Annotated in this window: 19 protein-coding genes; 17 read left to right on the forward strand and 2 right to left on the reverse strand. The window is 66.3% G+C overall.

Features of this window, described 5'->3' with window-relative positions:
• The first annotated feature begins 174 nt into the window (after positions 1 to 174).
• Positions 175 to 1,137, forward strand: coding sequence for a thioredoxin-disulfide reductase (trxB, locus tag AC0KVN_RS06340; protein ID WP_026108917.1), 963 nt, complete (start codon positions 175 to 177; stop codon positions 1,135 to 1,137).
• A gap of 57 nt (positions 1,138 to 1,194) precedes the next feature.
• Here the strand turns inward: trxB and AC0KVN_RS06345 are convergent, their stop codons facing one another.
• A complete protein-coding gene (locus tag AC0KVN_RS06345) occupies positions 1,195 to 1,482 on the reverse strand; it encodes an acyl carrier protein (protein ID WP_435566416.1) in 288 nt (95 codons plus the stop codon).
• A gap of 27 nt (positions 1,483 to 1,509) precedes the next feature.
• Positions 1,510 to 2,514, reverse strand: a complete 1,005-nt coding sequence (locus AC0KVN_RS06350; protein WP_483656028.1) for a GNAT family N-acetyltransferase — start codon at positions 2,512 to 2,514, stop codon at positions 1,510 to 1,512.
• A 48-nt stretch (positions 2,515 to 2,562) separates the two neighbouring features.
• On the opposite strand from AC0KVN_RS06350, the gene AC0KVN_RS06355 reads away from it, so the two are divergent.
• The 16 genes from AC0KVN_RS06355 to AC0KVN_RS06430 all read left to right on the forward strand — a co-directional run bounded on the left by AC0KVN_RS06355 (position 2,563) and on the right by AC0KVN_RS06430 (position 22,601).
• Positions 2,563 to 4,110 carry an acyl-CoA ligase (AMP-forming), exosortase A system-associated gene (locus AC0KVN_RS06355; RefSeq protein ID WP_435566417.1) on the forward strand — a complete coding sequence of 516 codons (1,548 nt, stop codon included), beginning with the start codon at positions 2,563 to 2,565 and terminating at the stop codon, positions 4,108 to 4,110.
• On the forward strand, positions 4,107 to 5,339 hold the full coding sequence (locus tag AC0KVN_RS06360; protein ID WP_435566418.1) for a pyridoxal-dependent decarboxylase, exosortase A system-associated: 1,233 nt from the start codon (positions 4,107 to 4,109) through the stop codon (positions 5,337 to 5,339). The genes AC0KVN_RS06355 and AC0KVN_RS06360 overlap by 4 nt, the downstream gene beginning before the upstream one ends.
• Before the next feature lie 130 nt (positions 5,340 to 5,469).
• Positions 5,470 to 6,114, forward strand: coding sequence for an XrtA/PEP-CTERM system exopolysaccharide export protein (locus AC0KVN_RS06365; protein WP_004212151.1), 645 nt, complete (start codon positions 5,470 to 5,472; stop codon positions 6,112 to 6,114).
• Positions 6,115 to 6,116: 2 nt separating this feature from the next.
• Positions 6,117 to 7,637, forward strand: a complete 1,521-nt coding sequence (locus tag AC0KVN_RS06370) for an XrtA system polysaccharide chain length determinant (protein ID WP_004212152.1) — start codon at positions 6,117 to 6,119, stop codon at positions 7,635 to 7,637.
• A 14-nt stretch (positions 7,638 to 7,651) separates the two neighbouring features.
• Positions 7,652 to 8,596, forward strand: coding sequence for an AAA family ATPase (locus AC0KVN_RS06375; protein WP_097382818.1), 945 nt, complete (start codon positions 7,652 to 7,654; stop codon positions 8,594 to 8,596).
• Complete coding sequence (locus AC0KVN_RS06380) at positions 8,593 to 10,197, forward strand: TonB-dependent receptor (protein WP_159366513.1); 1,605 nt, start codon at positions 8,593 to 8,595, stop codon at positions 10,195 to 10,197. Before AC0KVN_RS06375 ends, AC0KVN_RS06380 begins: the two co-directional genes overlap by 4 nt.
• A 58-nt stretch (positions 10,198 to 10,255) precedes the next feature.
• On the forward strand, positions 10,256 to 11,476 hold the full coding sequence (locus AC0KVN_RS06385) for an XrtA/PEP-CTERM system-associated ATPase (protein ID WP_435566419.1): 1,221 nt from the start codon (positions 10,256 to 10,258) through the stop codon (positions 11,474 to 11,476).
• Between the two features lie 32 nt (positions 11,477 to 11,508).
• Positions 11,509 to 12,357, forward strand: coding sequence for an XrtA system polysaccharide deacetylase (locus tag AC0KVN_RS06390; RefSeq protein ID WP_313333344.1), 849 nt, complete (start codon positions 11,509 to 11,511; stop codon positions 12,355 to 12,357).
• On the forward strand, positions 12,354 to 13,424 hold the full coding sequence (locus AC0KVN_RS06395) for a FemAB family XrtA/PEP-CTERM system-associated protein (protein ID WP_435566420.1): 1,071 nt from the start codon (positions 12,354 to 12,356) through the stop codon (positions 13,422 to 13,424). The genes AC0KVN_RS06390 and AC0KVN_RS06395 overlap by 4 nt, the downstream gene beginning before the upstream one ends.
• 60 nt (positions 13,425 to 13,484) lie before the next feature.
• Entirely contained in the window at positions 13,485 to 14,558 is a 1,074-nt protein-coding gene (locus tag AC0KVN_RS06400) for a FemAB family XrtA/PEP-CTERM system-associated protein (RefSeq protein WP_159366509.1), read from the forward strand.
• Entirely contained in the window at positions 14,555 to 15,784 is a 1,230-nt protein-coding gene (locus tag AC0KVN_RS06405; RefSeq protein WP_435566421.1) for a TIGR03087 family PEP-CTERM/XrtA system glycosyltransferase, read from the forward strand. The genes AC0KVN_RS06400 and AC0KVN_RS06405 overlap by 4 nt, the downstream gene beginning before the upstream one ends.
• Positions 15,781 to 17,316, forward strand: coding sequence for an exosortase A (gene xrtA, locus AC0KVN_RS06410; protein WP_435566422.1), 1,536 nt, complete (start codon positions 15,781 to 15,783; stop codon positions 17,314 to 17,316). Before AC0KVN_RS06405 ends, xrtA begins: the two co-directional genes overlap by 4 nt.
• 10 nt (positions 17,317 to 17,326) lie before the next feature.
• The gene (locus AC0KVN_RS06415; protein ID WP_435566423.1) at positions 17,327 to 19,222 is read left to right on the forward strand and encodes an XrtA/PEP-CTERM system amidotransferase; all 1,896 of its coding nucleotides are present in this window, start codon (positions 17,327 to 17,329) and stop codon (positions 19,220 to 19,222) included.
• Between the two features lie 43 nt (positions 19,223 to 19,265).
• A complete protein-coding gene (locus AC0KVN_RS06420; RefSeq protein WP_435566424.1) occupies positions 19,266 to 20,636 on the forward strand; it encodes a sugar transferase in 1,371 nt (456 codons plus the stop codon).
• 2 nt (positions 20,637 to 20,638) lie between these two features.
• Entirely contained in the window at positions 20,639 to 21,772 is a 1,134-nt protein-coding gene (locus AC0KVN_RS06425) for a glycosyltransferase family 2 protein (protein WP_435566425.1), read from the forward strand.
• Between the two features lie 76 nt (positions 21,773 to 21,848).
• Positions 21,849 to 22,601 (forward strand): class I SAM-dependent methyltransferase, encoded by a 753-nt coding sequence (locus AC0KVN_RS06430; protein ID WP_125987169.1) that lies wholly within the window; start codon positions 21,849 to 21,851, stop codon positions 22,599 to 22,601.
• Positions 22,602 to 22,606: the final 5 nt, after the last annotated feature.

Here is a 22,606-nt window from a genome sequence, read left to right on the forward strand (position 1 = left end):
CCGTCATTTGTGATATATTGTGGATCATAAGGCAACGCGGCTTGTGCAACGCCTCGGCGATGCTGCGCCTCAACCTTTGGCCGTCCCAAGCAAATCTCCTGCCCAACTCCTGCTTGCGCGGGGGCTGGCAGGGCCTATCTCTGGCGGCCACACGAATCGCAGCTGGAATTATCGATGACCGCCACCCACTCCACCCGCATGCTCATTCTCGGTTCCGGCCCCGCCGGCCTGTCCGCCGCCATTTATGGCGCGCGCGCGGGTCTGGCGCCGATCGTGGTGCAGGGTATGCAGCCGGGCGGCCAGCTGACCATCACCACCGACGTCGAAAATTATCCGGGCTTCAAGGATGTGATCCAGGGCCCCTGGCTGATGGAACAGATGCAGGCCCAGGCCGAACATGTCGGCGCGCAGATGATGTATGACCAGATTGTCGACGTCGACCTGTCCGAACGCCCCTTCAAGCTGAAGGGCGACAGCGGCACCCTCTATGTCGCCGACACGCTGGTCATCTGCACCGGTGCTCAGGCCAAGTGGCTGGGCGTCGAGGGCGAGGAGCATCTGCAGGGCAAGGGCGTCAGCGCCTGCGCCACCTGTGACGGCTTCTTCTATCGCGGCAAGAAGGTCGTGGTCATCGGCGGCGGCAACACCGCGGTCGAGGAGGCGCTCTACCTCACCAATCACAGTCATGACGTGACCCTGATCCACCGCCGCGACTCGCTGCGCGCGGAAAAGATCCTGCAGCAGCGCCTGCACGCCCATCCCAACATCAAGGTGCTGTGGAACAAGGCGGTCGACAAGTTCGTCGGCGGCGGCACGCCCGAAGGTCTGGTCGGCGTCGATCTGATCGACACCGTCACCGGCGAGAAGTCGCACGTGCCGACCGATGGCGGCTTCGTCGCGATCGGTCACCACCCCGCGACCGAATTGTTCGACGGCAAGCTGCCGCTCGATGAAGGCTATATCGTGGTGGAGAAGGGCACGACCCACACCGCCATTCCCGGCGTCTTCGCCGCCGGCGACGTCACCGACAAGATCTACCGCCAGGCGGTGACCGCAGCCGGCATGGGCTGCATGGCCGCGCTCGACGTCGAACGCTTCCTGGCCGAAGCCGACTTCGAGCAACTGGTCGACGCGTAAGAAAAAGGGCTGGGCCGAGAACGGCTCAGCCTTAATTTTTTGGGGGAAAGGCGGCTTTCAGCCCAGCTTGGCGCGCAGGAAGGCGACCAGCGTGCCGAAGGTCTCGAACGTGTCGCCGTCGATATCCTCATCCTCGATCAGGATGTCGAAGCGATCTTCCATTTCGGTGAGCAGGCCGGCAACAGCCATCGAGTCCAGCTCGGGCAGGGCGCCGAACAGCGGCGTGTCGGCCTCGAACGCATCGGCCCGTTCCTGCGACAGGCCGAGTACGTCGCGCAGCAGCGCCCGCACCAGGGTTTCGATATCGTCTGTCCGGTCGACCGGCTGAGTGGTTTGCGCCCGCATGATGGCGGCTATCTAATGGCTCGCCGCCTATCCGACAAGCGCGGAAATGCAGGTGCGCGCGGCGGGAATCCAGCTGGATGCGCGGCGCGGATTGAACAGGTCGATCTGATGGAGCGGAATGCGCTCGTCCATCCACTCGCGCTTATAGTCATTGTCACCGGTGCCATAATCGATCGTCGCGACCTGATCCTGGTCGATGGCATGGGCGAACATCGCATGGCTCAGCAAGGTGCCGGGCGATCCTTCGTCCTGGGCGCTGTCATGGGCCAGCTTGTGGATCAGCGCCGTGCCATGTTCCACCGTCCATAATTGGGTCGCCACGGCGCGACCGTCCAACCGGGCAAAGCCCAGCCGCAAAGTGCCGGCATCGCTTTCCCGCTGCGCCAGGACGCGCAGGAAGTTGAGGCCAGGCTCGGGTGCCTTCCAGCTATGCGCCTGGACATCGACATAATCCTGCCACAGCGCGTCGGTCAGCTTGTTGTGGATGCTGAGGTCGTAACGGCCCTGCCGGGCCTTGCGCCGCACCTGGTTGCGCAGCCGGCCGGGGCGCTGCGCCCAATAGCTGGCGAAATCCCGGCCATCGACATGCAGCAGATATCGGCCGCCCATCGGCCGCTGCACCGCGAACCAGCCGGCGCGGCGAAAGGCGCCGATCAGTGGGCCGGGCAGGGCGATCGGATAGAGGTTGATCTGTGCCTGTTCGCGCAGCAGATGGCGGGCGATATTTTCCAGCAGCCGGGCCTGTTGCCGCGCGTCCGGCTCCCCGAGAAAAATGGGGCTCCAGGCGAAACTATACCAATTGGCAAGGGCAGTTAGGCGACGAGCCGAGGGCGCGAGAAGGAACAACCAGGCCTCGCAGGCGTCCTCTGTCTGTTGGAACACCCTGAGCGGGGTGTCGCCAAGGCAAAGGGGGTGCAATGTTTCAAACCAGTCCAGCCGGTCGAACAGGCTGTCGATATGGGCGCGGTCCATCCGGCCGCCGATCGCCGACCGCACTTCCGACAGCGTCCGATATTCCCTTGGGACCAGCAACCTATTATCTCCCGGCACCTTAGCTGCCCTTAGGACCTAATTCTGGACATGACGTTAAGCGACCCCCTGTTGGCTTCCAAGGCGCCAATCGACGATGCCGATGTGCAGCCGATAGACCATCTGCTGCTGCGTGGCGATCCGGAACGGCCGGCGCTCGCAGGGCGATCGGGCGCGCAGGATTATGCCGAACTGGAACAGGCGCTTGGTCGTCTCGCCGGATGGTTGGCGGGCTTTGGCCTCGCGCCCGGCGCGCGGGTGGCGAGCTGGGTCGCCAAGGGGCCGGTCGCGGCGCTGATGCCGCTCGCCGCGCCGCGCGCGGGGCTTGTCCATGTCCCCATCAATCCGCTGCTCAAACATGCGCAGGTCGCCCATATCCTGGCCGATAGCGGCGCGGCGCTGCTGATCGGCACGGCCAGCCGCCTGTCGACGCTGGCACCAGCTGATGTCCCGGCCTACTGCCATCTTCATCGCGAGGATGATGCGGCCGCGGGGATGAGCGGCGGCGCGGCGCTGCCGCCGTCCGATGCCGCGCCCGATGCTCTGGCCGCCATCCTCTATACCAGCGGATCGACCGGCCGGCCCAAGGGGGTGATGCTCAGCCACGCCAATCTCTGGCTCGGCGCGGTGTCGGTGGCCCATTATCTGGAGATGGGGCCGGAGGACCGGACGCTGTGCGTGCTGCCCTTCAGCTTCGACTATGGCCAGAACCAGCTGCTTTCCACCTGGTATGCGGGCGGTTGCGCCTATCCGCTCGATTATCTGACCCCGCGCGACGTGGTGAAGGCGGTCGATCGCTGGGACATCACCACCCTGGCCGGGGTGCCGCCGCTCTGGGTACAACTCACCGAACTGGACTGGCCGACGGAGATCGCAGCCAAGCTCCGGCGCCTGACCAATAGCGGCGGGGCGCTGACCCGGCCGCTGGTCGCGCGGCTGCGTGCGCTGTTCCCGCAGGCCGATCTCTATCCCATGTATGGCCTGACCGAAGCCTTTCGTTCCACCTATTTGTCGCCCGCGCTGGTTGACAGTCACCCGGATTCGATGGGCGCGGCCATTCCCTTTGCCGAGATATTGGTGGTCCGCCCCGACGGCACGCTGGCCGAGGATGACGAGCCGGGCGAACTGGTCCATGCCGGCCCGCTGGTGGCGCAGGGCTATTGGCAGGATGCGGCGCGCACCGCCGAGCGCTTCAAGCCGGCGCCATCCGCCTCGCGCCATGGCGGCACGGCCGTATGGTCCGGCGACACCGTCCGCCGCGACGCGGATGGGCTGCTCTATTTCGTCGGCCGCGACGACGCGATGATCAAGTCGGCCGGCAATCGCATCAGCCCGACCGAGATCGAGGAGGCGGCCGTTGCCGTCGCCGGCGTGGCGGAGGCTGTCGCCCTCGGTGTCAAGGATGAGCGGCTGGGACAGGCAGTGCTGCTGCTGCTGCGCGCCGCCGACCCCGATATATCCGCGGCTGTTGCCGCCCATCTGAAGGCCGAACTGCCCAATTTCATGCAGCCGCGCGAGACGCTAGTGCTTGCACAGTTCCCGCGTAACCCCAATGGCAAGATCGATCGAGTCGCGCTGGCCAAGGAGTATGCGTCATGAAGCCCATGGGCCCCATTCCCGCCTGGTTCGCCGAGGAAGAAGGCATGTTGCTGATCGGCGGCTGCGGTGCGGCGAGCCTGGTCGACGAAGCGGGCGACACGCCGCTGTTTGTCTATGACATGGGGATCATCGAGGCGCAGGTGCGTCGTTTCCGCGAGGCGATCCCCAAGCGGATCGACCTTCATTATGCGATCAAGGCCAATCCCTACGCGCCGCTGCTGGCACGCATGGCGGGGCTGGTCGACGGTTTCGACATCGCCTCGGGCGGCGAACTGGCGATGGCGCTGGAGGCCGGCATGGACCCAGCGCGGATCAGCTTTGCCGGGCCGGGCAAGCGCAATGACGAACTGGAAGCCGCCATCCATGCCGGCATCACCATCAATCTGGAGTCCGAGGGGGAGGGCGCGCGCGCGCTGACCGTGGCGGAGCGCCTGGGGAAGGTGCCGCGCCTCGCCGTGCGGGTGAACCCGGATTTCGATCTCAAAGGGTCCGGCATGCGCATGGGCGGCGGCGCCAAGCCCTTCGGCGTCGATGCCGATCGCGCGGCCGCACTGGCGCGTGCGATGATCGATGGCGGCGCGGACTGGCGCGGCTGGCACATCTTCGCCGGCAGCCAGGCGCTCGATCCGATGGCGATCATCGAAACCCAGGCGGCGACCATCGACCTTGCCGCGCGCCTGTCCGATGCCGTCGGTGCCGCGCCGCCTCTGGTCAATCTGGGCGGCGGTTTCGGCATCCCTTATTTTCCCGGTGACGAGCGGCTGGATATCCGGCCGATCGGCGTCGCGCTCGACACTGCGCTCAAGGCGCTGCCCGACATATTGAAGGATAGCGAATTCGCGATCGAACTGGGCCGCTGGCTGGTCGGCGAGGCTGGCATCTATCTGACCCGTGTGGTCGATGTGAAGCAGAGCCAGGGTGAAACCTTTGTCGTCGTGGATGGCGGCCTGCATCATCAACTGGCGGCCAGCGGCAATTTCGGCACGGTCGTGCGGCGCAACTATCCGATTGCGGTGGCCAACCGCTTCGGGCGCGAGCCGACCACCCAGCCGGTCAATGTCGTGGGCTGCCTTTGCACGCCGATCGACCGGCTGGGCGAAAAGGTGGCGCTGCCGCCAGTCGATGTCGGCGATTTCATCGCGATCTTCCTTGCCGGTGCCTATGGTGCGTCGGCAAGTCCCGCGGCCTTTCTTGGCCACCCAAGTCCTCGTGAACTATTACTTGGCTAATCCATGTCCGACAGCAGGCCTAACCCTATCTTTACCCTTTTCCGGCATGACGAGGATGAAGCCATGGGCCTGCACGCGATCATTTTTTCCGGTCGCGCGTCGGCTATGATGGTATGAAGGGGTGAATTTTATGCGTTTCCAGCGGATTTCCAGGCTCCTGATCGGTGCATCGCTGCCTGCGGTGGCTCTGTCGGGCTGCGCTTCGACCGGCTCCGCGCCGCAGCTTCCCCCCGCATCCTTCGTCGCGACCCAGGAAGGGCCGGGCGAGGAATATATCATCGGCCCGCTCGATAACCTGACCATCTTTGTCTGGCGCAACCCGGAACTGGGAGCCAAGGTGCAGGTGCGTCCCGATGGCCGCATCACCACGCCGCTGATCACCGACATGCCGGCCGTCGGCAAGACGCCCAAGATGCTGTCGGACGATATCAAGCTGGCGCTGAGCCAATATATCGAAAATCCGCTGGTATCGGTGATAGTCGACAATTTCTCCGGCACCTACAGCCAGCAGGTGCGGATCGTCGGCGCGACCGAAAAGCCGGCTTCCATCCCCTATCGCGCGAACATGACGCTGCTTGACGCCATGATCTCGGTCGGTGGCCTCAGCGAATATGCGTCCGGCAATCGCGCCCGGCTGGTCCGCTTCGACAAGGCGAGCGGCAAGCAGAAGGAATATCAGGTCCGCATCGGCGACCTGCTCAAGAAGGGCGACACCAAGGCCAATGTCATGCTGGCGCCTGGCGACGTCATCATCATTCCGGAAAGCATGTTCTGATCATGGCGGGTCTGTACGACGAGCTGCTGGTCCTCCTCCACGGCATATGGAGCCGGCGCTGGATCGCGCTGGCCGTGGCCTGGGGCGTGTGCATGCTGGGCTGGCTGGGCGTATCGCTCATCCCCAATGGCTATGAATCCAAGGCGCGGGTCTATGTGAACACCCAGTCGCTGCTGGAGGACAAGATCGGCATCACCCAGGTCCAGTCCCAGCAGGATCTGGACCGGGTGCGCCAGACGCTGCTGAGCGCGGAAAATCTGGAAAAGGTCGTGCGCGGCACGGATCTCGCCCAGACCATTTCCGGGCCGCGCGACGTGGCGGGCAAGATCACCACCTTGCGTGAGCATATCACCGTGCTGGCCCAGGCGGACCCCAGCATGATCGACATCAGCGCGACCTCGGCCGACAGCGGCCTGTCGGATGGCGCCAATGCCCGCATCGCCCAGCAGGTGGTGCAGAAGCTGATCGACATCTTCCAGGAAGAAAATCTGACCGGCGGCCGCACCGAAACCCGCCAGAGCCTGGCCTTCCTCGACCAGCAGATCGCCGGTCGCGGCAAGCAGCTTGAGGCCGCGGACAAGCGGCGCGTCGAATTTGCCCAGCGCTATGCCGGCGTGCTGCCGGGCGCCGGCACGATCAGCCAGCGCATGGATGCGGCCCGTCTGGAGATCAACAATATCGATGCCCAGCTGGTGCAGGCGCAGAGCGCGCTGAGCGCAATGAACGGCCAGCTCGCCGGCACCCCGGCGACCCTGCCGGGCGTGGCGGTCGGTGGCGGTGCATCCCCGCTGGCCCAGGCCCAGGCCGAACTCGCCGGCATGCGCGCACGCGGCTGGACCGCCAGCCATCCCGACGTGATCGCCGCCCAGCGGCAGGTCGATAATCTGCGTCGCCAGGGCGGCGCCAGTGGCGCGGCCGCTGCCGGCACGCCCAATCCCGCCTATCTGTCGATCAAGTCGATGCAGGCCGAACGGGCCGCCACCGTGCAGGCGCTGTCGACCCGCAAGGCGCAGCTTCAGGCCGATCTCAACACCATGACCGCGCATCAGATCGATGAGCCGGGCGTGGCGTCCGAACAGGAAAAGCTGGATCGCGATTATGCCGCGCTTCAGACCCAATATGACAAGCTGCTCGCTGACCGCGAGGAAATCCGCCTGCGTGGCGACGTGAAGACCGAAACCGGCGCGGTGCAGTTCAGCGTGCTTCAGCCCGCCAGCCTGCCGACGGCGCCGGCCGCACCCAACCGGCCGCTGCTGCTGCTGGGCGTGCTGATCCTCGGCATCGGGGCAGGCATTGGCGTCGCTTTCGCGATCGGCCAGCTCAAGGGCACCTTCCCGACGGCCGCCCGTCTGGAACGGGCCGTGGGCATTCCGGTCGCCGGGTCGATCACCCAGGTCGCCAGCACGGCCCAGGTCGCTCTCGACAAGCAGCGGATGAAATGGTTTGCGGGCGCCAGCGGCGGCCTGGCTGCCCTGTGTCTGTTGTTGATCGTCGTCGAATTCATTCAGCGCGGTACGGCGTGAAGGAGCCTGATCCCATGAACCAGCATAGCCCCATCAAGGGCCGCGGCTCGCTGATCGAACGCGCCACCGAGATTTTCGATTTCCAGGCGGCCCTGCGTGGTCGTGCGGCCCCGGCGGTCGACGTGCCGGCCGATGCGCCGCCACCGCCGCCCATGTTCGATCCCGCGCCGCCGGCGCCGGCTCCGGCCCCGGTCATGTCCGACGAAGCGCCGATCTTCCGTGCCCAGGCCTGGACCAGTCCGGCCCAGCCGGTCGATCGCGACCGACTGACCGAAGCCGGTTTCCTGGTGCCCGGCGCGCCGGTCACCGCGATGAGCGAGGAGTTCCGCCTGCTCAAGCGCGGGCTGCTGACCCATCTTCAGGACAATCCGCGCGGCAACCGCATCCTCCTCTGTTCGCCCCATAGCGGCGAGGGGAAGACCTTCTGCGCGATCAACCTGGCGCTCAGCTTGGCGGCCGAACAGGATCGCGAGATTTTGCTGGTCGATGCCGATTTCGGCAATCCGGGCATCCCCGAAACGCTGGGCCTGCAGGCTGGGCCGGGGCTGATGGATGCGCTCGCCGATCCGCTGGTCGCGATCGAGGATTGCGTGCTGCGCACCGACATTCCCTCGCTGTCGGTCCTGCCGGCGGGGCAGCGCAGCCATGCTGACACCGAATATCTCGCCTCGGCGCGCACCGAGATGCTGCTGCAACGGCTGACCGAGGGGCGGCCCGATCGCATCATCGTGTTCGATTCGCCGCCCTTGCTCGCGGCCTCGCCCGCCGCCGTGCTGGCCAGCCATGTCGCGGTCGCGCTGCTGGTGGTGCGCGCCGACAAGACATCGGAAAGCGCGCTGCGGGAGGCGGCCGCGCTGCTCAAGGGCGGGGCGCAGGTCCAGTTGCTGCTCAACGCCGTTCGCTACACCGGCGGCGCTCGCCGCTTCGGTTCCTATTATGGCAAGGGCGAGGCGGGATGATTGCGCGCGCTCTGATCGCCGGCACCTCGCTGCTGGTGCTTGCCAGTGTCAGCGCCCCGGCGCTGGCGCAAGGCACGCCCGTGTCGACCAAGAAGGTCGATGTCACGCCTTATCTGGGCATCGATCAGGTGGTGATGGTGCCGCTCAAGGGCGACGGCGACGTCGTGACCTATACCAATCTCACCGCCGGCGTGACGGTGGAAGTCCAGACCCGCCGGCTCAATGCCGCGGCGGACGTCCAGTATATGCACAGTTTCGGCTGGGGCCACGCGACCGATTCCGACGTGCTGAGTGGGATCGCGAATGCCGGCTACAAGCTGACCCCCGAACTCACCCTGCAGGCCGGCGGCATCGCCTCGCGCGTGCGGACCGACGGTTATTCGGGCGCTGCGGCGATCGACAACCGTTTTACCAGCCAGATCTGGGGCGGCTATATCGGGCCCAGTTACGCCACGAAGGTCGGCGATCTCGACATCAAGGCTTCCTATCGGCTGGGCTATGCCCGCGTCGATGATGATGTTGATGTGAATGTCCCCGGCGCCGCGATCGCCAATGGCTCCTTCGCGCAAAGTTGGTCGCATGACCTGAATGGCTCCGTCGGCTTCGCGCCGGGCACAATATTGCCGGTCGGCCTGACCGCCAGTGCCGGCTACAGCCGCGAGGATGCCAGCCAGCTCGACCAGCGGTTCGAGGATGTCTGGGGCCGGGTCGATGCGATCATGCCGGTTTCGCCCACGGTCGCGCTGCTCGGCGGCATCGGCTATGAGGATATCGAGATCAGCCAGCGCGCGCCCTTGCTGGACGAGGATGGCGTGCCGATCATCCGCAACGGCCGCTATGTCACCGACAAGAGTTCGCCGCGCGAACTTTATTATGATTTCGGCGACCTGATCTGGGATGTGGGCGTGCTGTGGCGGCCCAATCGCCGTACCTCCTTGAAGGCAACGGTGGGCGAACGCTATGGCGGCATGTCCTATCAGGGCCAGTTCACCTGGCAGGGGCGCAACAGCAGCATCGGCATCGCCGTGTTCGACGGCATTGAAAGCTTCGGCCGGATGATCACCGCGGACGCTGCGGCCTTTACCGGCACCAACCTGATCGTGCCGCGCAATCCCTTCACCGGCGATCTCACCGGCTGCGCCTTCTCGCCGACCGGCGGTGGCGAATGCTTCAACGATGCGCTCGCCGGCATCACCGGCGCCAATTTCCGCTACCGCGGCGTCGCCGGCCAATATTCCACCCGGCGCGGCCCCTGGGGCTTTGGCCTGGGCGGCGGCTATTCCAACCGCAAATTCATCACGCCGACCACCCAGAGCGTGCTGATCAGCGGCACCCGCGACCAGAATTGGTATGGCAATGGCACCGTCACCTACGCGTTCAACGACCGCGATTCCCTGGATACGGCGGTCTACATCAATTATTTCGATGCCAGCGGCGCGCGCGCGGACGTCTTGAACTATGGTGCCTTCACAAGCTATTTCAGGGGCTTGACCAGGAAACTTACGGCATCGGCTTCGCTCGGCGTCGATGCGGCGAAGGCGGATGATTTTGACACGCTGATCAACGCGATGGGCCAGGTCGGCCTGCGTTACAGCTTTTAAGGAAATTCGGGCTATAACGGCGTCTGTACGACGCCGGTCGGCCGGATGGAGACGACAGATGTACGATCAGTTCTATGGATTGCAGGGACGCCCGTTCCAGCTGACGCCGGACCCGCATTTCTATTTCGAGAGCACGACGCATCGCAAAGCGCTGTCCTATCTGGGCTATGGCCTGGCGCAGGGCGAGGGCTTCATCGTCATCACCGGCGACATCGGCGCCGGCAAGACGACGCTGGTCGGCCATCTGATGAGCACGATCGACCCGGCGCGCCTGACCGCGACCAAGATCGTGTCGACCCAGGTCGAGGGCGACGACATGCTGCGCCTTGCCGCGCAGAGCTTCGGCTTGGCCACCGACGGCGTCGCCAAGGCGCAGATATTGCGCCAGATCGAGGCCTATTTGCAGGGGCAGGCCCGTGCCGGCCGCCGCTCGCTGCTGATCGTGGACGAGGCGCAGAACCTGCCGGTCTCGGCGATCGAGGAACTGCGCATGCTGTCCAACTTCCAGTTGGGCGGCCAGTCGCTGCTGCAGATTTTCCTGCTCGGCCAGCCCGAATTTCGTGACCTTGTCCGCTCGCCCGAACTGGAGCAACTGCGCCAGCGCGTGATCGCGACCCATCATCTCGACCCGATGCTGCCGCAGGAGGTCGAACCCTATATCAGCCATCGCCTGACCTTGGTCGGCTGGACCGGCAATCCCTATTTCACCGACGATGCGCTCGACGCCATCTATGCCGCCACCGGCGGCGTGCCGCGCCGCATCAACGCGCTGGTCAGCCGCGTGCTGCTGCTGGGCGCGCTGGAGCAATTGACCGAGATTGATGGTCAGGCGGTCCAGGCAGTGATCGAGGATATGGGCGTGGACGAGGATGTCAGCGCCGAACCGATCGCGCCGTCCGTGCTGGATACCGCCGGCGAAACCGCGCCGGAGCCGATCGCACCGGCCGAACCGGTCGCCGCTGCCCCCGCGCCGCAGGCGGTCGCTTGGCAGGCGCCGGCGCAGCCCGATCTCGTGTCGCCCGCCGTGCATGAGGAGATTGAGGCGCTGCGTGCCGAGATCGCCGCCCTGCGCGCAATGCAGAACCATGCCTCCTACGCCGCGCCAACGGTCGATCCCGAAGCGCTCAAGGGCTGTTTCTCCCTGATCGAGGAGCGCCTGTCGGGCCTCGAATTCCGCGTCGAGGAACAGGATGCGGCGCTGCGTCGCGTGCTGACCCTGCTGGTCGACTGGGTCGAGCGCGACGAACGCGCCGCCGATCCGGAGCGTAACGCCGCCTGATCGCGCCCGCGCGGCAACACCGAGACAAGATCATGATGCACAATGCCCTGTCCGTCGATGTCGAGGACTGGTTCCAGGTCGGCGCCTTCGAGCGGACGATCGACCGTTCCGACTGGGAGGGGCTGACGCATCGCGTCGAACGCAACACCGATGCGGTGCTGGACCTGTTCGCGCAGGCCGGCGTCACCGCGACCTTCTTCACGCTGGGCTGGGTCGCCGAACGCTATCCCGCGCTGATGCGCCGCATTGCCGAAGCCGGGCATGAAGTCGCCAGCCATGGCTATGACCATGCCCGCGTCTTCACCTTCACCCCCGAACAGTTCCGCGCCGACCTGCGCAAATCCCGCGCGATCCTGGAGGATGCGAGCGGGCAGAAGGTGTCGGGCTATCGCGCGCCCAGCTTCTCGATCGATCCGCGCACGCCCTGGGCGCATCCGATCCTGGCGGAGGAAGGCTATGCCTATTCCAGCAGCGTCGCGCCGATCCGGCATGACCATTATGGCTGGCCCGATTCGCCCCGCTTTGCCTGGAAGCCGGTGGCCGGATCGGAGCTGCTCGAACTGCCCGTCACCACGGCAAAGCTTGGCCAGCGCACGCTGGCGGCCGGGGGCGGGGGTTTTTTCCGCCTGCTGCCCTATGGCTTTTCGCGCTGGGCGATCCGCCAGGTGAACGGGCAGGCGCAGCGGCCCGCCATCATCTATTTCCACCCCTGGGAAATCGACCCGGATCAGCCGCGCGTCGCGGGCGCGCCGCTGCGCTCGCGGGTGCGCCACTATACCAATCTGTCCGTCATGGCCGCCAAGCTGCGCCGCCTGACCCAGGATTTCGCCTGGACCCGCGTCGATGCGCTGGTCGCGCAGGAAGCGGCGCGCGCCGCATGATCGCGGGCAATCGGGCCGATCTGGCGATCACCACGCTGGACCTTGCCGATCCGGCGCAGGCGCAGGCGGCCGATGCCTATGTGCTGGCCAATTGCGCCAGCACGCCCTTTCATCGCCCGGCTTGGCTGATCGCGATCGAGCGGGCGACCGCGAACCGGGCGCTGATGCTCGCGGCGGTCGCGCCATCGGGCCAGATTTGCGGCCTGCTGCCGCTCCAGCATGTGCGCAGCCGCCTGTTCGGCCAGGCGCTGGTATCCGCCGCCTTTGCCGTCGATGGTGGCATATTGGCTGATGATCCAGCCGTGATCGCCGCCCTGGCTGCTGCCGCCCGGAATGAGGCGCGGGCGCGCGGCGATGTGCCGGTCGAACTGCGCGGCGGTGTCGCACCGGGGGAGGGGTGGCGTGTCTGCGAGGGCGAGCATGTCGCCTTCGTCCGCCCGCTCGCTACCGATGACGAGGCCGAACTGCTCGCCATCCCGCGCAAGCATCGTGCCGAACTGCGCAAGGCGCTCGCCAATCCGGCGCTTAGCGTCGATCATGGCCGATCCCCGGCGCATCTGCGCGACCATTATCGCATCTATGCCGAATGCGTCCGCAACCTCGGCACCCCGGTCTTCCCCGCGCGCCTCTTCCGCGAGGTGATCGCCGCCTTTGGCGCGGACGCCGACATCAGCATCGTGCGCGATGGCGATCGCCCGGTCTCGGCCGTGCTGACCCTCTATCATGGCGACCGGGTCATGCCCTTCTGGGGTGGGGGCGGCGCCGATGCCCGCCGGCTGCGCTCCAACGAACTCATGTATTACCGCCTGATGGCCCATGGCCGCGCCCGCGGTGCGGGCCGGTTCGACTTTGGCCGGTCCAAGGTCGGCAGCGGGCAGGCCGCGTGGAAGAAGAGCTTCGGCTTCGATTCGCAGCCGCTCGTCTATTATGACTGGTCGCCCACCGGCCAGTTGCGCGACGTCAGCCCGACCAGTGCAAAATACCAGCGGCGGATCGAACTGTGGAAGAAATTGCCGCTGCCGGTCGCCAATCTGCTGGGGCCGATGATCAGTCGGGGTCTTGGCTGATTACCATATATTCAGCCCTTTGGGCCTATGTCGGTGCCAGGGTACTGAGGGAATGACCAGATGAATGCGATTGTCGATCTGAGCGTCATCGTCGGAGAGGCGCGCCTGTCCGATCCGGCTGTCGTGGCGGAAATCGATGCCTGGGTCTGCGCCCAGCCGGGCTCGACGCCCTTTCATCGACCGGCCTGGATCATGGGTGTGGAGGCCGGCACCGGCCAGAAGGCGATCATGCTGGTCGCCCGCACGCCCTCGGGCGAGATCAACGGCGTGCTGCCGCTCACCCATATCCGTTCGGCGCTGTTCGGCAAGGCGCTGGTCGGCAGCGGCTTCGCGGTCGATGGCGGCATCCTCGCAACCCATCGCAAGGCGATCGCCAAGCTGGCCGATGCCGCCTGGTATCAGGCGGAAAGACTGGGTTGTGACACGCTGGAACTGCGCGGCGGTGAAGCGCCCGGCGGCGCCTCATGGCAGAACAAGGCCGACGCCTATCTCGGTTTCTCCCGCGCGCTTGCCGCCGATGACGAGGCGGAACTGAAGGCGATCCCCAAGCGCCACCGCGCGGAAATCCGCAAGGGCCTCGGCAACGACCTCCAGTTCGAGACCGGGCACGACCAGCGGCTGCGCGACATCCATTATCGCCTCTACTGCCAGAGCGTCCATAACCTCGGCACGCCGGTCTTTCCGCGCGCGCTGTTCGATGCCATCCTCGACCGGTTCGGGGCGGATGCGGACATCGCCATGGTATCGAAGGACGGCAAGCCCCTGTCGGCGGTTATCAGCCTCTATCATGGCGGCGCCTGCATGCCCTATTGGCATGGCGCCGGGTTGGAGGCACGGGCGATGCGCTCCAACGAAGTCCTTTATTTCACCCTGATGCGCCAGGCTCGCGAGCGCGGCCTCACCCATTTCGACTTCGGCCGGTCGAAAGTCGGCACCGGCCCCGCGGCCTGGAAGAAGACCTGGGGTTTCGAGGGCGATCCGCTCGGCTATCATCTGCGCACCGCGCCGGGCAAGGAGACGCGTGACGTCAACCCGCTCTCGCCGCAATATCGGCGCAAGGTGGAATTGTGGAAGAAGCTGCCGCTGCCCGTCGCCAACCTCATCGGTCCGCATATCGCGCGGGGCCTTGGATGACGGGCGAGCTTCTTTTCCTCTGCCATCGCATCCCGTTCCCGCCCGACCGGGGCGACAAGATCCGGTCCTATCATCTGCTTCAGCGGCTGGCGCAGATGGCGCCGGTCCATGTCGGCTGCTTTGCCGATGATGATCGCGACATGGGTTTTGCCCCGGACATGGCGCAACTGACGGCCAGCCAGTGCGTGCTGATGCGCGACCGTTCGCGCATCGTCGCCGGCTTCACCGGCCTGGCGCGCGGCCAGTCGCTGCTGGTGTCGCTGTTCGATCATCCGGGCCTGCATCGCTGGGTCGCGCAGGTCATGGCGGAACGGCCGATCCGCGCCGTCATTGCCTATTCGGCGCAGATGGCGCATTTCGTGCCCATGCTGCCGGCGGGGGTGCGGTTCCTGATGGATTTCGTCGATTTCGATTCGGCCAAATATGCCGCCTATGGCGCGCAGGGTTCCGGCCCGATGGGCTGGATCAACCGGCGCGAGGGCCGAGTGCTGCTCGATTTCGAGCGGCAGGTCGCGACCCGCGCCGATATCTGCAGCTTCGTCAGCGAGGCCGAAGCGGCCTTGTTTCGCGATGCCTGCGGCCTTGGCGCCGACCGGATCGTCGCGCTCGAAAATGGCGTGGCGCTCGACTATTTCGATCCGGCTGCCGATTTCCCGGCGGTGGAGAAAGGGGCAGGGCCGCTGATCGTCTTCACCGGTCAGATGGATTATCGCCCCAATGTCGAGGCGGTCGAGAGTTTCGCGCGCCAGACGCTGCCCGCCATCCAGTCCGCGCGCCCGGACGCGCGCTTCGCCATTGTCGGCCGCAATCCGTCGAAGCCGGTGCAGGCGCTTGCCGATCTGCCGGGCGTCATCGTGACCGGCGGCGTGCCCGACGTGCGCGGCTGGCTGGCCGCCGCCGATCTGGTGGTGGCGCCGCTACGCATCGCGCGCGGCATCCAGAACAAGGTGCTCGAAGCGATGGCGATGGCCCGCCCGGTCGTTGCCTCGTCGCAGGCGGCCGAAGGCATTGATGCGGTTGATGCCCGCGATTTACTGGTCGCGGATGACCCGACGGCCGAAGCCCAGGCGGTCCTGTGGCTGCTCGCCGATCCGGCGCGAGGAACGCAGCTTGGCCTCGCCGCCCGCCGCCGCGTCGAGGATCGCTATCGCTGGTCGGCGACGCTGGGCGGTCTGCCCGACCTGCTGCTCGGCGCGCCGGGCAAGGCCGATCCGCAGGCAGCATGACTGATCGCGCCCGTTCCCTTGCCGACATGCCGCGCATCGGCCTTGCCGGCTGGCGTGGCCATCTGACCGCGCTGGGCGTGGTGGCCGCGGCCATCCTGACGCTGTTCTTCGACGATCTCTATTCGATGGTCTCGATCTGGTGGAACGCCTCCACCTTCGGCCATTGCCTCTTCATCCCGATCCTCATCGCCTGGCTGGTGCAGCAGCGTCTGCCCGGCTTGCGCCAGCTGGAGCCGGTCGCCTGGCCGCCGGGCCTGATCTGGCTGGGCCTTGGTGCCTTCGCCTGGCTGCTCGGCGCGGCGGCCGGCGTCGCGATGGTCCGCCATGGCGCGCTGGTCCTGATGCTCCAGGGCGCGGTGATCGCGCTGCTCGGGCCGATGGTGGCGCGCGCCTTGCTCTTCCCGCTCTTCTACGCCTTCTTCATGGTCCCCTTCGGCGAGGAGATCGTGCCGCATCTTCAGTTGGTGACGGCGCACCTGTCGATGATGTTCCTGACGCTGGCCGGCGTGCCCGCCCATATGGAAGGCATCTTCATCACCACCCCGACCGGCTATTTCGAGGTGGCGGAGGCCTGTTCGGGCGCCAAGTTCCTGATCGCCATGACCGCCTATGGCGCGCTGGTCTGCAATGTCTGCTTCCAGAGCTGGCCGCGCCGCATCCTGTTCATGGCCGGGGCGCTCACCTTGTCGGTGCTGGCCAATGGCGTGCGCGCCTTCGCCACCATATTGGTCGCCCATCTGACCACGGTCGATGCCGCCGTTGGCTTCGACCATGTCGTCTATGGCTGGGTCTTCTTCGCGATCATCATGATCATCGTGATGGCGACCGCCTGGCCCTTCTTCGATCGCAAGCCCGGCGACCCCTGGTTCGATCCCGCGCCGCTGCAGCGCCCCATCCGGCGGCAGGCGCCGGCCGGCATGATGGCGGCCATCGCGCTCGGCATCATCGTTGCCGCGCCGCTCTGGCTGGCGGCCACCGCCGCCACTGCCCGTCCGCTGCCATCGCGCATCGATCTGCCGGCGGTGCCGGGCTGGACCCGCACCAGTGCCGCCCAGACCTATCCCTGGAAACCGCGCTTCGATGGCGCCGATCATTTCATCTCTGGCCGCTATGCCAATGCGCAGGGACAGGTCGTGGACCTCGTCGTCGCCGCCTTTGACCGGCAGGAGGACAAGCGCGAACTGGTCGGTTTCGGCCAGGGCGCGGTCGACCCCGACAAGGAATGGACCTGGTCCTCGCCCGCACCGGCCCCCGCCGACGCACGCGGCGAGCAGATCACCGGCCCCGGCCCGCTGGTCCGTCATGTCGTCAGCTTCTATGTGGTGGGGCAGGGCGCACCGACCGGCAGCAAGCCGGAGGTGAAGATCCAGACCATGCTCGCTCGCCTGCTGGGCCGCGATCCGCGCTCGGTCGCGATCCTCGTTTCCGCCGAAGAACATCCCGGCCATCCCTCCGATGCGGCGATCGCCGCCTTCCTGCACGATCTGGGCAATGTGAAGGAATTGGCTGACCGCAGCGCGGGCATAGGCTAGGACCGTAACAATGTGCGGAATTGCGGGCATCTTCCATCTCGAAACGGCCAAGCCGGTCGATCCTGCGCGGGTGCGCGCCATGCTGGACGTGATGCCGCATCGCGGCCCGGACGGCAGCGGCATCTGGACCGCGCCGGGCGTGGGGCTCGGCCATCTGCGCCTGTCGATCATCGACCTTGGCGGTGGCGCCCAGCCGATGCTGACCGAGGATGAAAGCCTGGTCGTCACCTTCAACGGCGAAATCTACAATTTCGCCGAGGTCCGCGCCGAACTGGAGGCAAAGGGCCATGTCTTCCGCACCGACAGCGATACCGAAGTCATCCTGCACGGCTATCGCCAGTGGGGCGAGGAATGCGTCAGCCGCTTCAACGGCATGTTCGCCTTCGCCCTGTTCGACGCGCGCGCGCAGTCGCTCTGGCTGGCGCGCGACCGGCTGGGGGTGAAGCCGCTCCATTATGCCCTGCTGTCGGATGGCAGCCTGATCTTCGGATCGGAACTGAAGAGCCTGCTTGCCCATCCGCTGCTCCGCCGCGCGCCGGACCTGAGCGCGGTCGAGGATTATCTCGCCTATGGCTATGTCCCTGACGATGCCTGCATGGTCGCGGGCGTGCGCAAGCTGGGCGCGGGCGAGACGCTGCGGCTGGTGCGCGGCCGTTCGCTGCCCCATCCGCAACGCTATTGGGACATCAGCTTTGCCGATCGCAGCAAGGCCAGGCCCGAGGCGCTGGAGGAGGAACTGGTCGCGCTGATGCGTCAGGCGGTGCGCTCGCGCATGGTGTCCGACGTGCCGCTCGGCGCCTTCCTCTCCGGCGGCGTCGACAGCAGCAGCGTGGTCGCGCTGATGGCGGAGGCGTCGAACCAGGCGGTCAAGACCTGCACCATCGGCTTCGACGTCGCCAGCCTCGACGAAACGGCCTATGCCGACCGGATCGCGCGGCGCTTCGCCACTGATCACCGCACGCGCATCGTATCACCCGATGATTATGGGTTGGCCGACACGCTGGCCTTCCATTTCGACGAACCCTTTGCCGATGCCTCCGCGCTGCCGACCTATCGGGTGTGCGAACTGGCGCGCGAACAGGTGACGGTGGCTCTGTCCGGCGACGGCGCGGACGAGGCGTTCGCCGGCTATCGCCGCCACCGTTTCCAGATGCAGGGGGAAAGGCTGCGTGGCCTGATCCCCGCTTCGGTGCGCGAACCCTTGTTCGGTACGCTTGGCCGCTATTATCCCAAGGCCGACTGGGCGCCGCGCCTGCTGCGCGCCAAATCGACCTTCCTCGAACTGGCCGGCGACGGCGGAGAGGCCTATGCCGCCTCGGTCGGGGTCACGCCCCATGCGCTGCGCCAGCGCCTCTTCAGCCAGGACATGAAAAGCCGGCTGGGCGCCTATCGCGCCGAGGACCGCTATATCAAGGCGATGGCCAATGCCCCGGCGCGCGACCCGCTCGACCGCGCCCAATATGCCGATATCCGCATCTGGCTGCCCGGCGACATCCTGACCAAGAGCGACCGGATGAGCATGGCCGTCAGCCTGGAGGCGCGCGAGCCGCTGCTCGACCATCGGCTGGTCGAATTTGCCGCGCGTCTGCCGGTCACCCAGCGTATTCGCGGCAATAGCGGCAAGTACCTCATGAAGAAGGCGATGGAGCCGTTCCTGCCACAGGATATTCTCTATCGCCCGAAAATGGGCTTCGTGACGCCGATCAGCGCCTGGTTCCGCGGCGCGCTGGCGGGCGAGGCGACTGCCGTCGCGGGCGGCTCTGCGCTGGCCCGCACTGGCTGGTTCGACACGAAGATCCTGGCCAAGGTCGCGGCCGACCACAAGGCCGGCGTGGCCGACCACGGCCGGCTGCTCTGGCAAATGGTGATGCTCGACAAGGCGCTCGGCCGGCTGTTCGGCGCGTGATCCCCTTGCAACCGGCTCCGCCCGGTGCCAACGGGACAGCATAATGATCATGCAGGGCGCCTCATTGACTGTCTCGAAGGAAATTGTGCGGCTGCGCCTTTATGCGCTGTGCCTGGCCGGCGACATGGCGGGGCTGTTCATCGCCTTCCTGCTCGCCAACTGGCTGGTCGTCGGCGCCTTCCTGGGCGAGCCGGGCAAGCCCCATGGTCTGGTGATGTTCTCGATGGTCGCGCCGCTCTATGCGATCCTCGCGGTGCAGGGTGGAGCCTATGGCATCAACACGCTGGATCGCGTGCGCCGCGGCATCTTCCGCGCCCTGCTGGCGCTGGCGCAGGCGGCGCTGCTGATGCTGCTGATCGTCTATCTGGGCAAGATCGCCGAACAACTGTCCCGTCTGACCTTCCTCACCGGCCTGCTGCTCGGTGCGGCGACGCTGGCGCTGGTGCGTCTGGCTGTCGCGCGCCTGGCGGTTCGCCTGCTGGGCGATGTCCCGCACCTCACCGCCGTCATCATGGACGGGGTCGCGATCGAGACCGGCGCCCATATGGAGGTGATCCAGGCGGACGCCGCCAATCTCCATCCCGAACGCCATGATGCCGACATGGCCGCACGCCTGGCCGCTGCCGTCGGCATGGCGGAGCGGGTGATCGTCGCCTGTCCGCTCGAACGGATGGACGACTGGTCCGCGGCGCTCAAGTCGCTCTCGGCGCGGGGCGAGATCGTCGTCCCCGAACTGCTGCGCTTCGCCCCCGCGCGGGTCGACGAGTTTGACGGCCAGCCGACGATCATCGTCGCCGGCGGCCCGCTGCAATTCCGTGATCGCCTGATCAAGCGGCTGTTCGACATCCTCGTCGCCACCATCGCCACCATCGCGCTGTCGCCGGTCCTGATCGGCGCCGCGCTGGCGGTAAAGCTGACCAGCCCCGGCCCGGTCCTGTTCCGCCAGCCGCGCATCGGCAAGGACGGACGGCCCTTTTCCATCTACAAGTTCCGCTCGATGCGGACCGAGGCGAGCGACCACAAGGCCGCAACGCTGACCAGGCGCGACGATGATCGCGTGACCCGCGTCGGCGCCTTCCTGCGCAAGACCAGCATCGATGAACTGCCCCAGCTCTTCAACGTGCTGAACGGCGACATGAGCGTCGTCGGACCGCGCCCCCATGCCGCCGCCGCCAAGGCGGGCGACAGCCTCTATTGGGAGGTCGACGCCCGCTATTGGGAACGGCATTGCATTAAGCCGGGCATGACCGGCCTTGCCCAGGTGCGCGGCCATCGCGGCGCGACCGACCATCATCAAGATCTGATCGACCGGCTCCAGTCGGATCTGGAATATGTCAGCGACTGGTCGATCTGGCGCGATCTGCGCATCATCGTCGCGACGCTGGGTGTTCTGGTGCATCACAAGGCCTATTGATCATGATCGACCTTCTGCTTGTCCTTGTCCTGCTGCTTTCGCTTGTCGCGGTCGCCTGGCCTTTCTTCTTCTATCCGCTGATCCTGCGCCTGTTGCCGACCCGTGCGGAAGCGCCGGCCGATGGCCCGCTGCCCAGCGCCTCGCTGCTTTTCTGCGCCTATAATGAGGCTGCCTCGATGCCGGACAAGCTCGCCAATCTGGCGATGCTGAAGGATCGGCATCCTACCCTCGAAATCCTGGCCTTCGATGATGGATCGTCCGACGGCACCGCCGGGTTGATCGCTGCGCAGGGGGGCGGCGGACTTATCACCCTGTTGCAGGGCCCCGGACGCAGCGGCAAGGCGCATGGCATGAAATTGCTTGCTGCCCGTGCGCGCGGCGATGTGCTGATCTTCACCGACGCCAATGTGCTGCTGGATGCCGACGCGATCGACAATCTGCTCGCTCGCTATGCCGATCCCGATATTGGTGGCGTGCTCGGATCGCTCCATTATCTGGGCGAGGGGGACAGCGCGACCGCGGCCGTCGGTTCGCTCTACTGGCGGATCGAGGAGAAGCTGAAGGACGAGGAGTCGCGCACCGGCAATGTGCTGGGCGCCGACGGTTCGATCTTCTCGATCCGTCGCTCCCTCTATCCGGAATTTCCCGATAGCGTGCTCGACGACCTCACCGTCTCCATGGCGGTGGTCTTTGCCGGCAAGCGGCTGGTGAAGGCGAAGGATGTGATCGCGCGCGAGCGGCTGGTGACGGGGCGCAAGGACGAATATCGGCGCAAGGTGCGGATCGCTGCCCGCGCCTGGCACACGCACAGCCATTTGCGCCCGCAACTGCGCCGCATGGCGGCGATCGACCGGTTCAAATATGCCTCGCGCAAGATCGTCCGTTGGTTCGGCGGCCTGTTCATCCTGATCGGTGCGCTCGCTGTGCTGGTGCTGGCGTTGCGCTTGTCGATCCTGCTCGCCATGCTGGGGGTGATCGCGGTGACGGCCCTTTTCCGCATCGGCGGACGGGCCCGCAGCGGCCCGCTGGCAACACTGATGGATATATTGATTGCCTATGCCGCAACCCTGAAGGGCGTGGTCAAGGCCATGCGGGGCCGCACCGTCACGATCTGGAATCCGGCCCAGTCGCGATAATCTTTCGCGCTGATCCCCCTCGCCAAAGCCGCGCCATATTGTATAGGCCGGAAGCTGATACCGAGCGGAGAATGGCGTGATTACTGTCCAGCGGGTGGCCAAGGCCGCCGGCAAGCATCTGACCAAATTGGGTCTCGACCTGCGCAAGGCACTGGGCGCGCGCGCCAATCGTGGCTGCCCGGCCTGCGGCACGACGGTCGTCGGCTTCTTCCGCTATGGCGACAATGGCGAATGGGGCTGCCCCAATTGCAACGCCTCGCCGCGCGAGCGGCTGATGAACTATCTTCTCATGAAGGGCGTGTTGACCGTGCCGACCGACGGCGCGATCCTGCACATGGCCCCCAATGAGGGCAGCCTGGTCAAGCGCTTCTCTGAGGCGGCCGACTATGTCCCGGCCGATCTTGATCCCGCGCGCTATACCGTGCCCGGCATGCACAAGGTCGACCTGATGGCGCTGTCCGACACCGATCGCTACGACCTCTTCTATGCCAGCCATGTGATGGAGCATGTGCCCGACGACATGGCCGTGCTGCGCAATATCCTGCGCGCGCTCAAGCCCGGCGGCGAAGCCTGGCTGATCGTGCCGCTGTGGGACAAGCCGACCGAGGATGGCAGTTTCGATATCCCCCCGCGCGAGCGCGAGCGCCGCTTCGGCCAGTGGGACCATGTCCGCCAATATGGCCTCGACTTTGCCGATCGCATCCGGGCTGCCGGCTTCGAGCTGGAGGAGATCGACGCGCGCGACATCGACGCTGACACGCGCCATTTCTATGCGCTCGACGACCGCCTGTTCCGCGCGCGCAAGCCGCTGGGAACTGCGACGCAGTGAGCATG

The sequence above is a fragment of the Sphingobium sp. SG1 genome (genome assembly GCF_057063145.1).

What these genes read in the sequence shown, in the direction of transcription:
- AC0KVN_RS06375 (WP_097382818.1), top strand. Translation starts at nt 7,652, where the DNA reads ATGAACCAGCATAGCCCCATCAAGGGCCGCGGCTCGCTGATCGAACGC.
- AC0KVN_RS06395 (WP_435566420.1), top strand. Translation starts at nt 12,354, where the DNA reads ATGATCGCGGGCAATCGGGCCGATCTGGCGATCACCACGCTGGACCTT.
- AC0KVN_RS06405 (WP_435566421.1), top strand. Translation starts at nt 14,555, where the DNA reads ATGACGGGCGAGCTTCTTTTCCTCTGCCATCGCATCCCGTTCCCGCCC.
- AC0KVN_RS06390 (WP_313333344.1), top strand. Translation starts at nt 11,509, where the DNA reads ATGATGCACAATGCCCTGTCCGTCGATGTCGAGGACTGGTTCCAGGTC.
- trxB (WP_026108917.1), top strand. Translation starts at nt 175, where the DNA reads ATGACCGCCACCCACTCCACCCGCATGCTCATTCTCGGTTCCGGCCCC.
- AC0KVN_RS06365 (WP_004212151.1), top strand. Translation starts at nt 5,470, where the DNA reads ATGCGTTTCCAGCGGATTTCCAGGCTCCTGATCGGTGCATCGCTGCCT.
- AC0KVN_RS06400 (WP_159366509.1), top strand. Translation starts at nt 13,485, where the DNA reads ATGAATGCGATTGTCGATCTGAGCGTCATCGTCGGAGAGGCGCGCCTG.
- AC0KVN_RS06370 (WP_004212152.1), top strand. Translation starts at nt 6,117, where the DNA reads ATGGCGGGTCTGTACGACGAGCTGCTGGTCCTCCTCCACGGCATATGG.
- AC0KVN_RS06385 (WP_435566419.1), top strand. Translation starts at nt 10,256, where the DNA reads ATGTACGATCAGTTCTATGGATTGCAGGGACGCCCGTTCCAGCTGACG.
- xrtA (WP_435566422.1), top strand. Translation starts at nt 15,781, where the DNA reads ATGACTGATCGCGCCCGTTCCCTTGCCGACATGCCGCGCATCGGCCTT.
- AC0KVN_RS06360 (WP_435566418.1), top strand. Translation starts at nt 4,107, where the DNA reads ATGAAGCCCATGGGCCCCATTCCCGCCTGGTTCGCCGAGGAAGAAGGC.
- AC0KVN_RS06345 (WP_435566416.1), bottom strand. Translation starts at nt 1,482, where the DNA reads ATGCGGGCGCAAACCACTCAGCCGGTCGACCGGACAGACGATATCGAA.
- AC0KVN_RS06380 (WP_159366513.1), top strand. Translation starts at nt 8,593, where the DNA reads ATGATTGCGCGCGCTCTGATCGCCGGCACCTCGCTGCTGGTGCTTGCC.
- AC0KVN_RS06415 (WP_435566423.1), top strand. Translation starts at nt 17,327, where the DNA reads ATGTGCGGAATTGCGGGCATCTTCCATCTCGAAACGGCCAAGCCGGTC.
- AC0KVN_RS06420 (WP_435566424.1), top strand. Translation starts at nt 19,266, where the DNA reads ATGATCATGCAGGGCGCCTCATTGACTGTCTCGAAGGAAATTGTGCGG.
- AC0KVN_RS06425 (WP_435566425.1), top strand. Translation starts at nt 20,639, where the DNA reads ATGATCGACCTTCTGCTTGTCCTTGTCCTGCTGCTTTCGCTTGTCGCG.
- AC0KVN_RS06355 (WP_435566417.1), top strand. Translation starts at nt 2,563, where the DNA reads ATGACGTTAAGCGACCCCCTGTTGGCTTCCAAGGCGCCAATCGACGAT.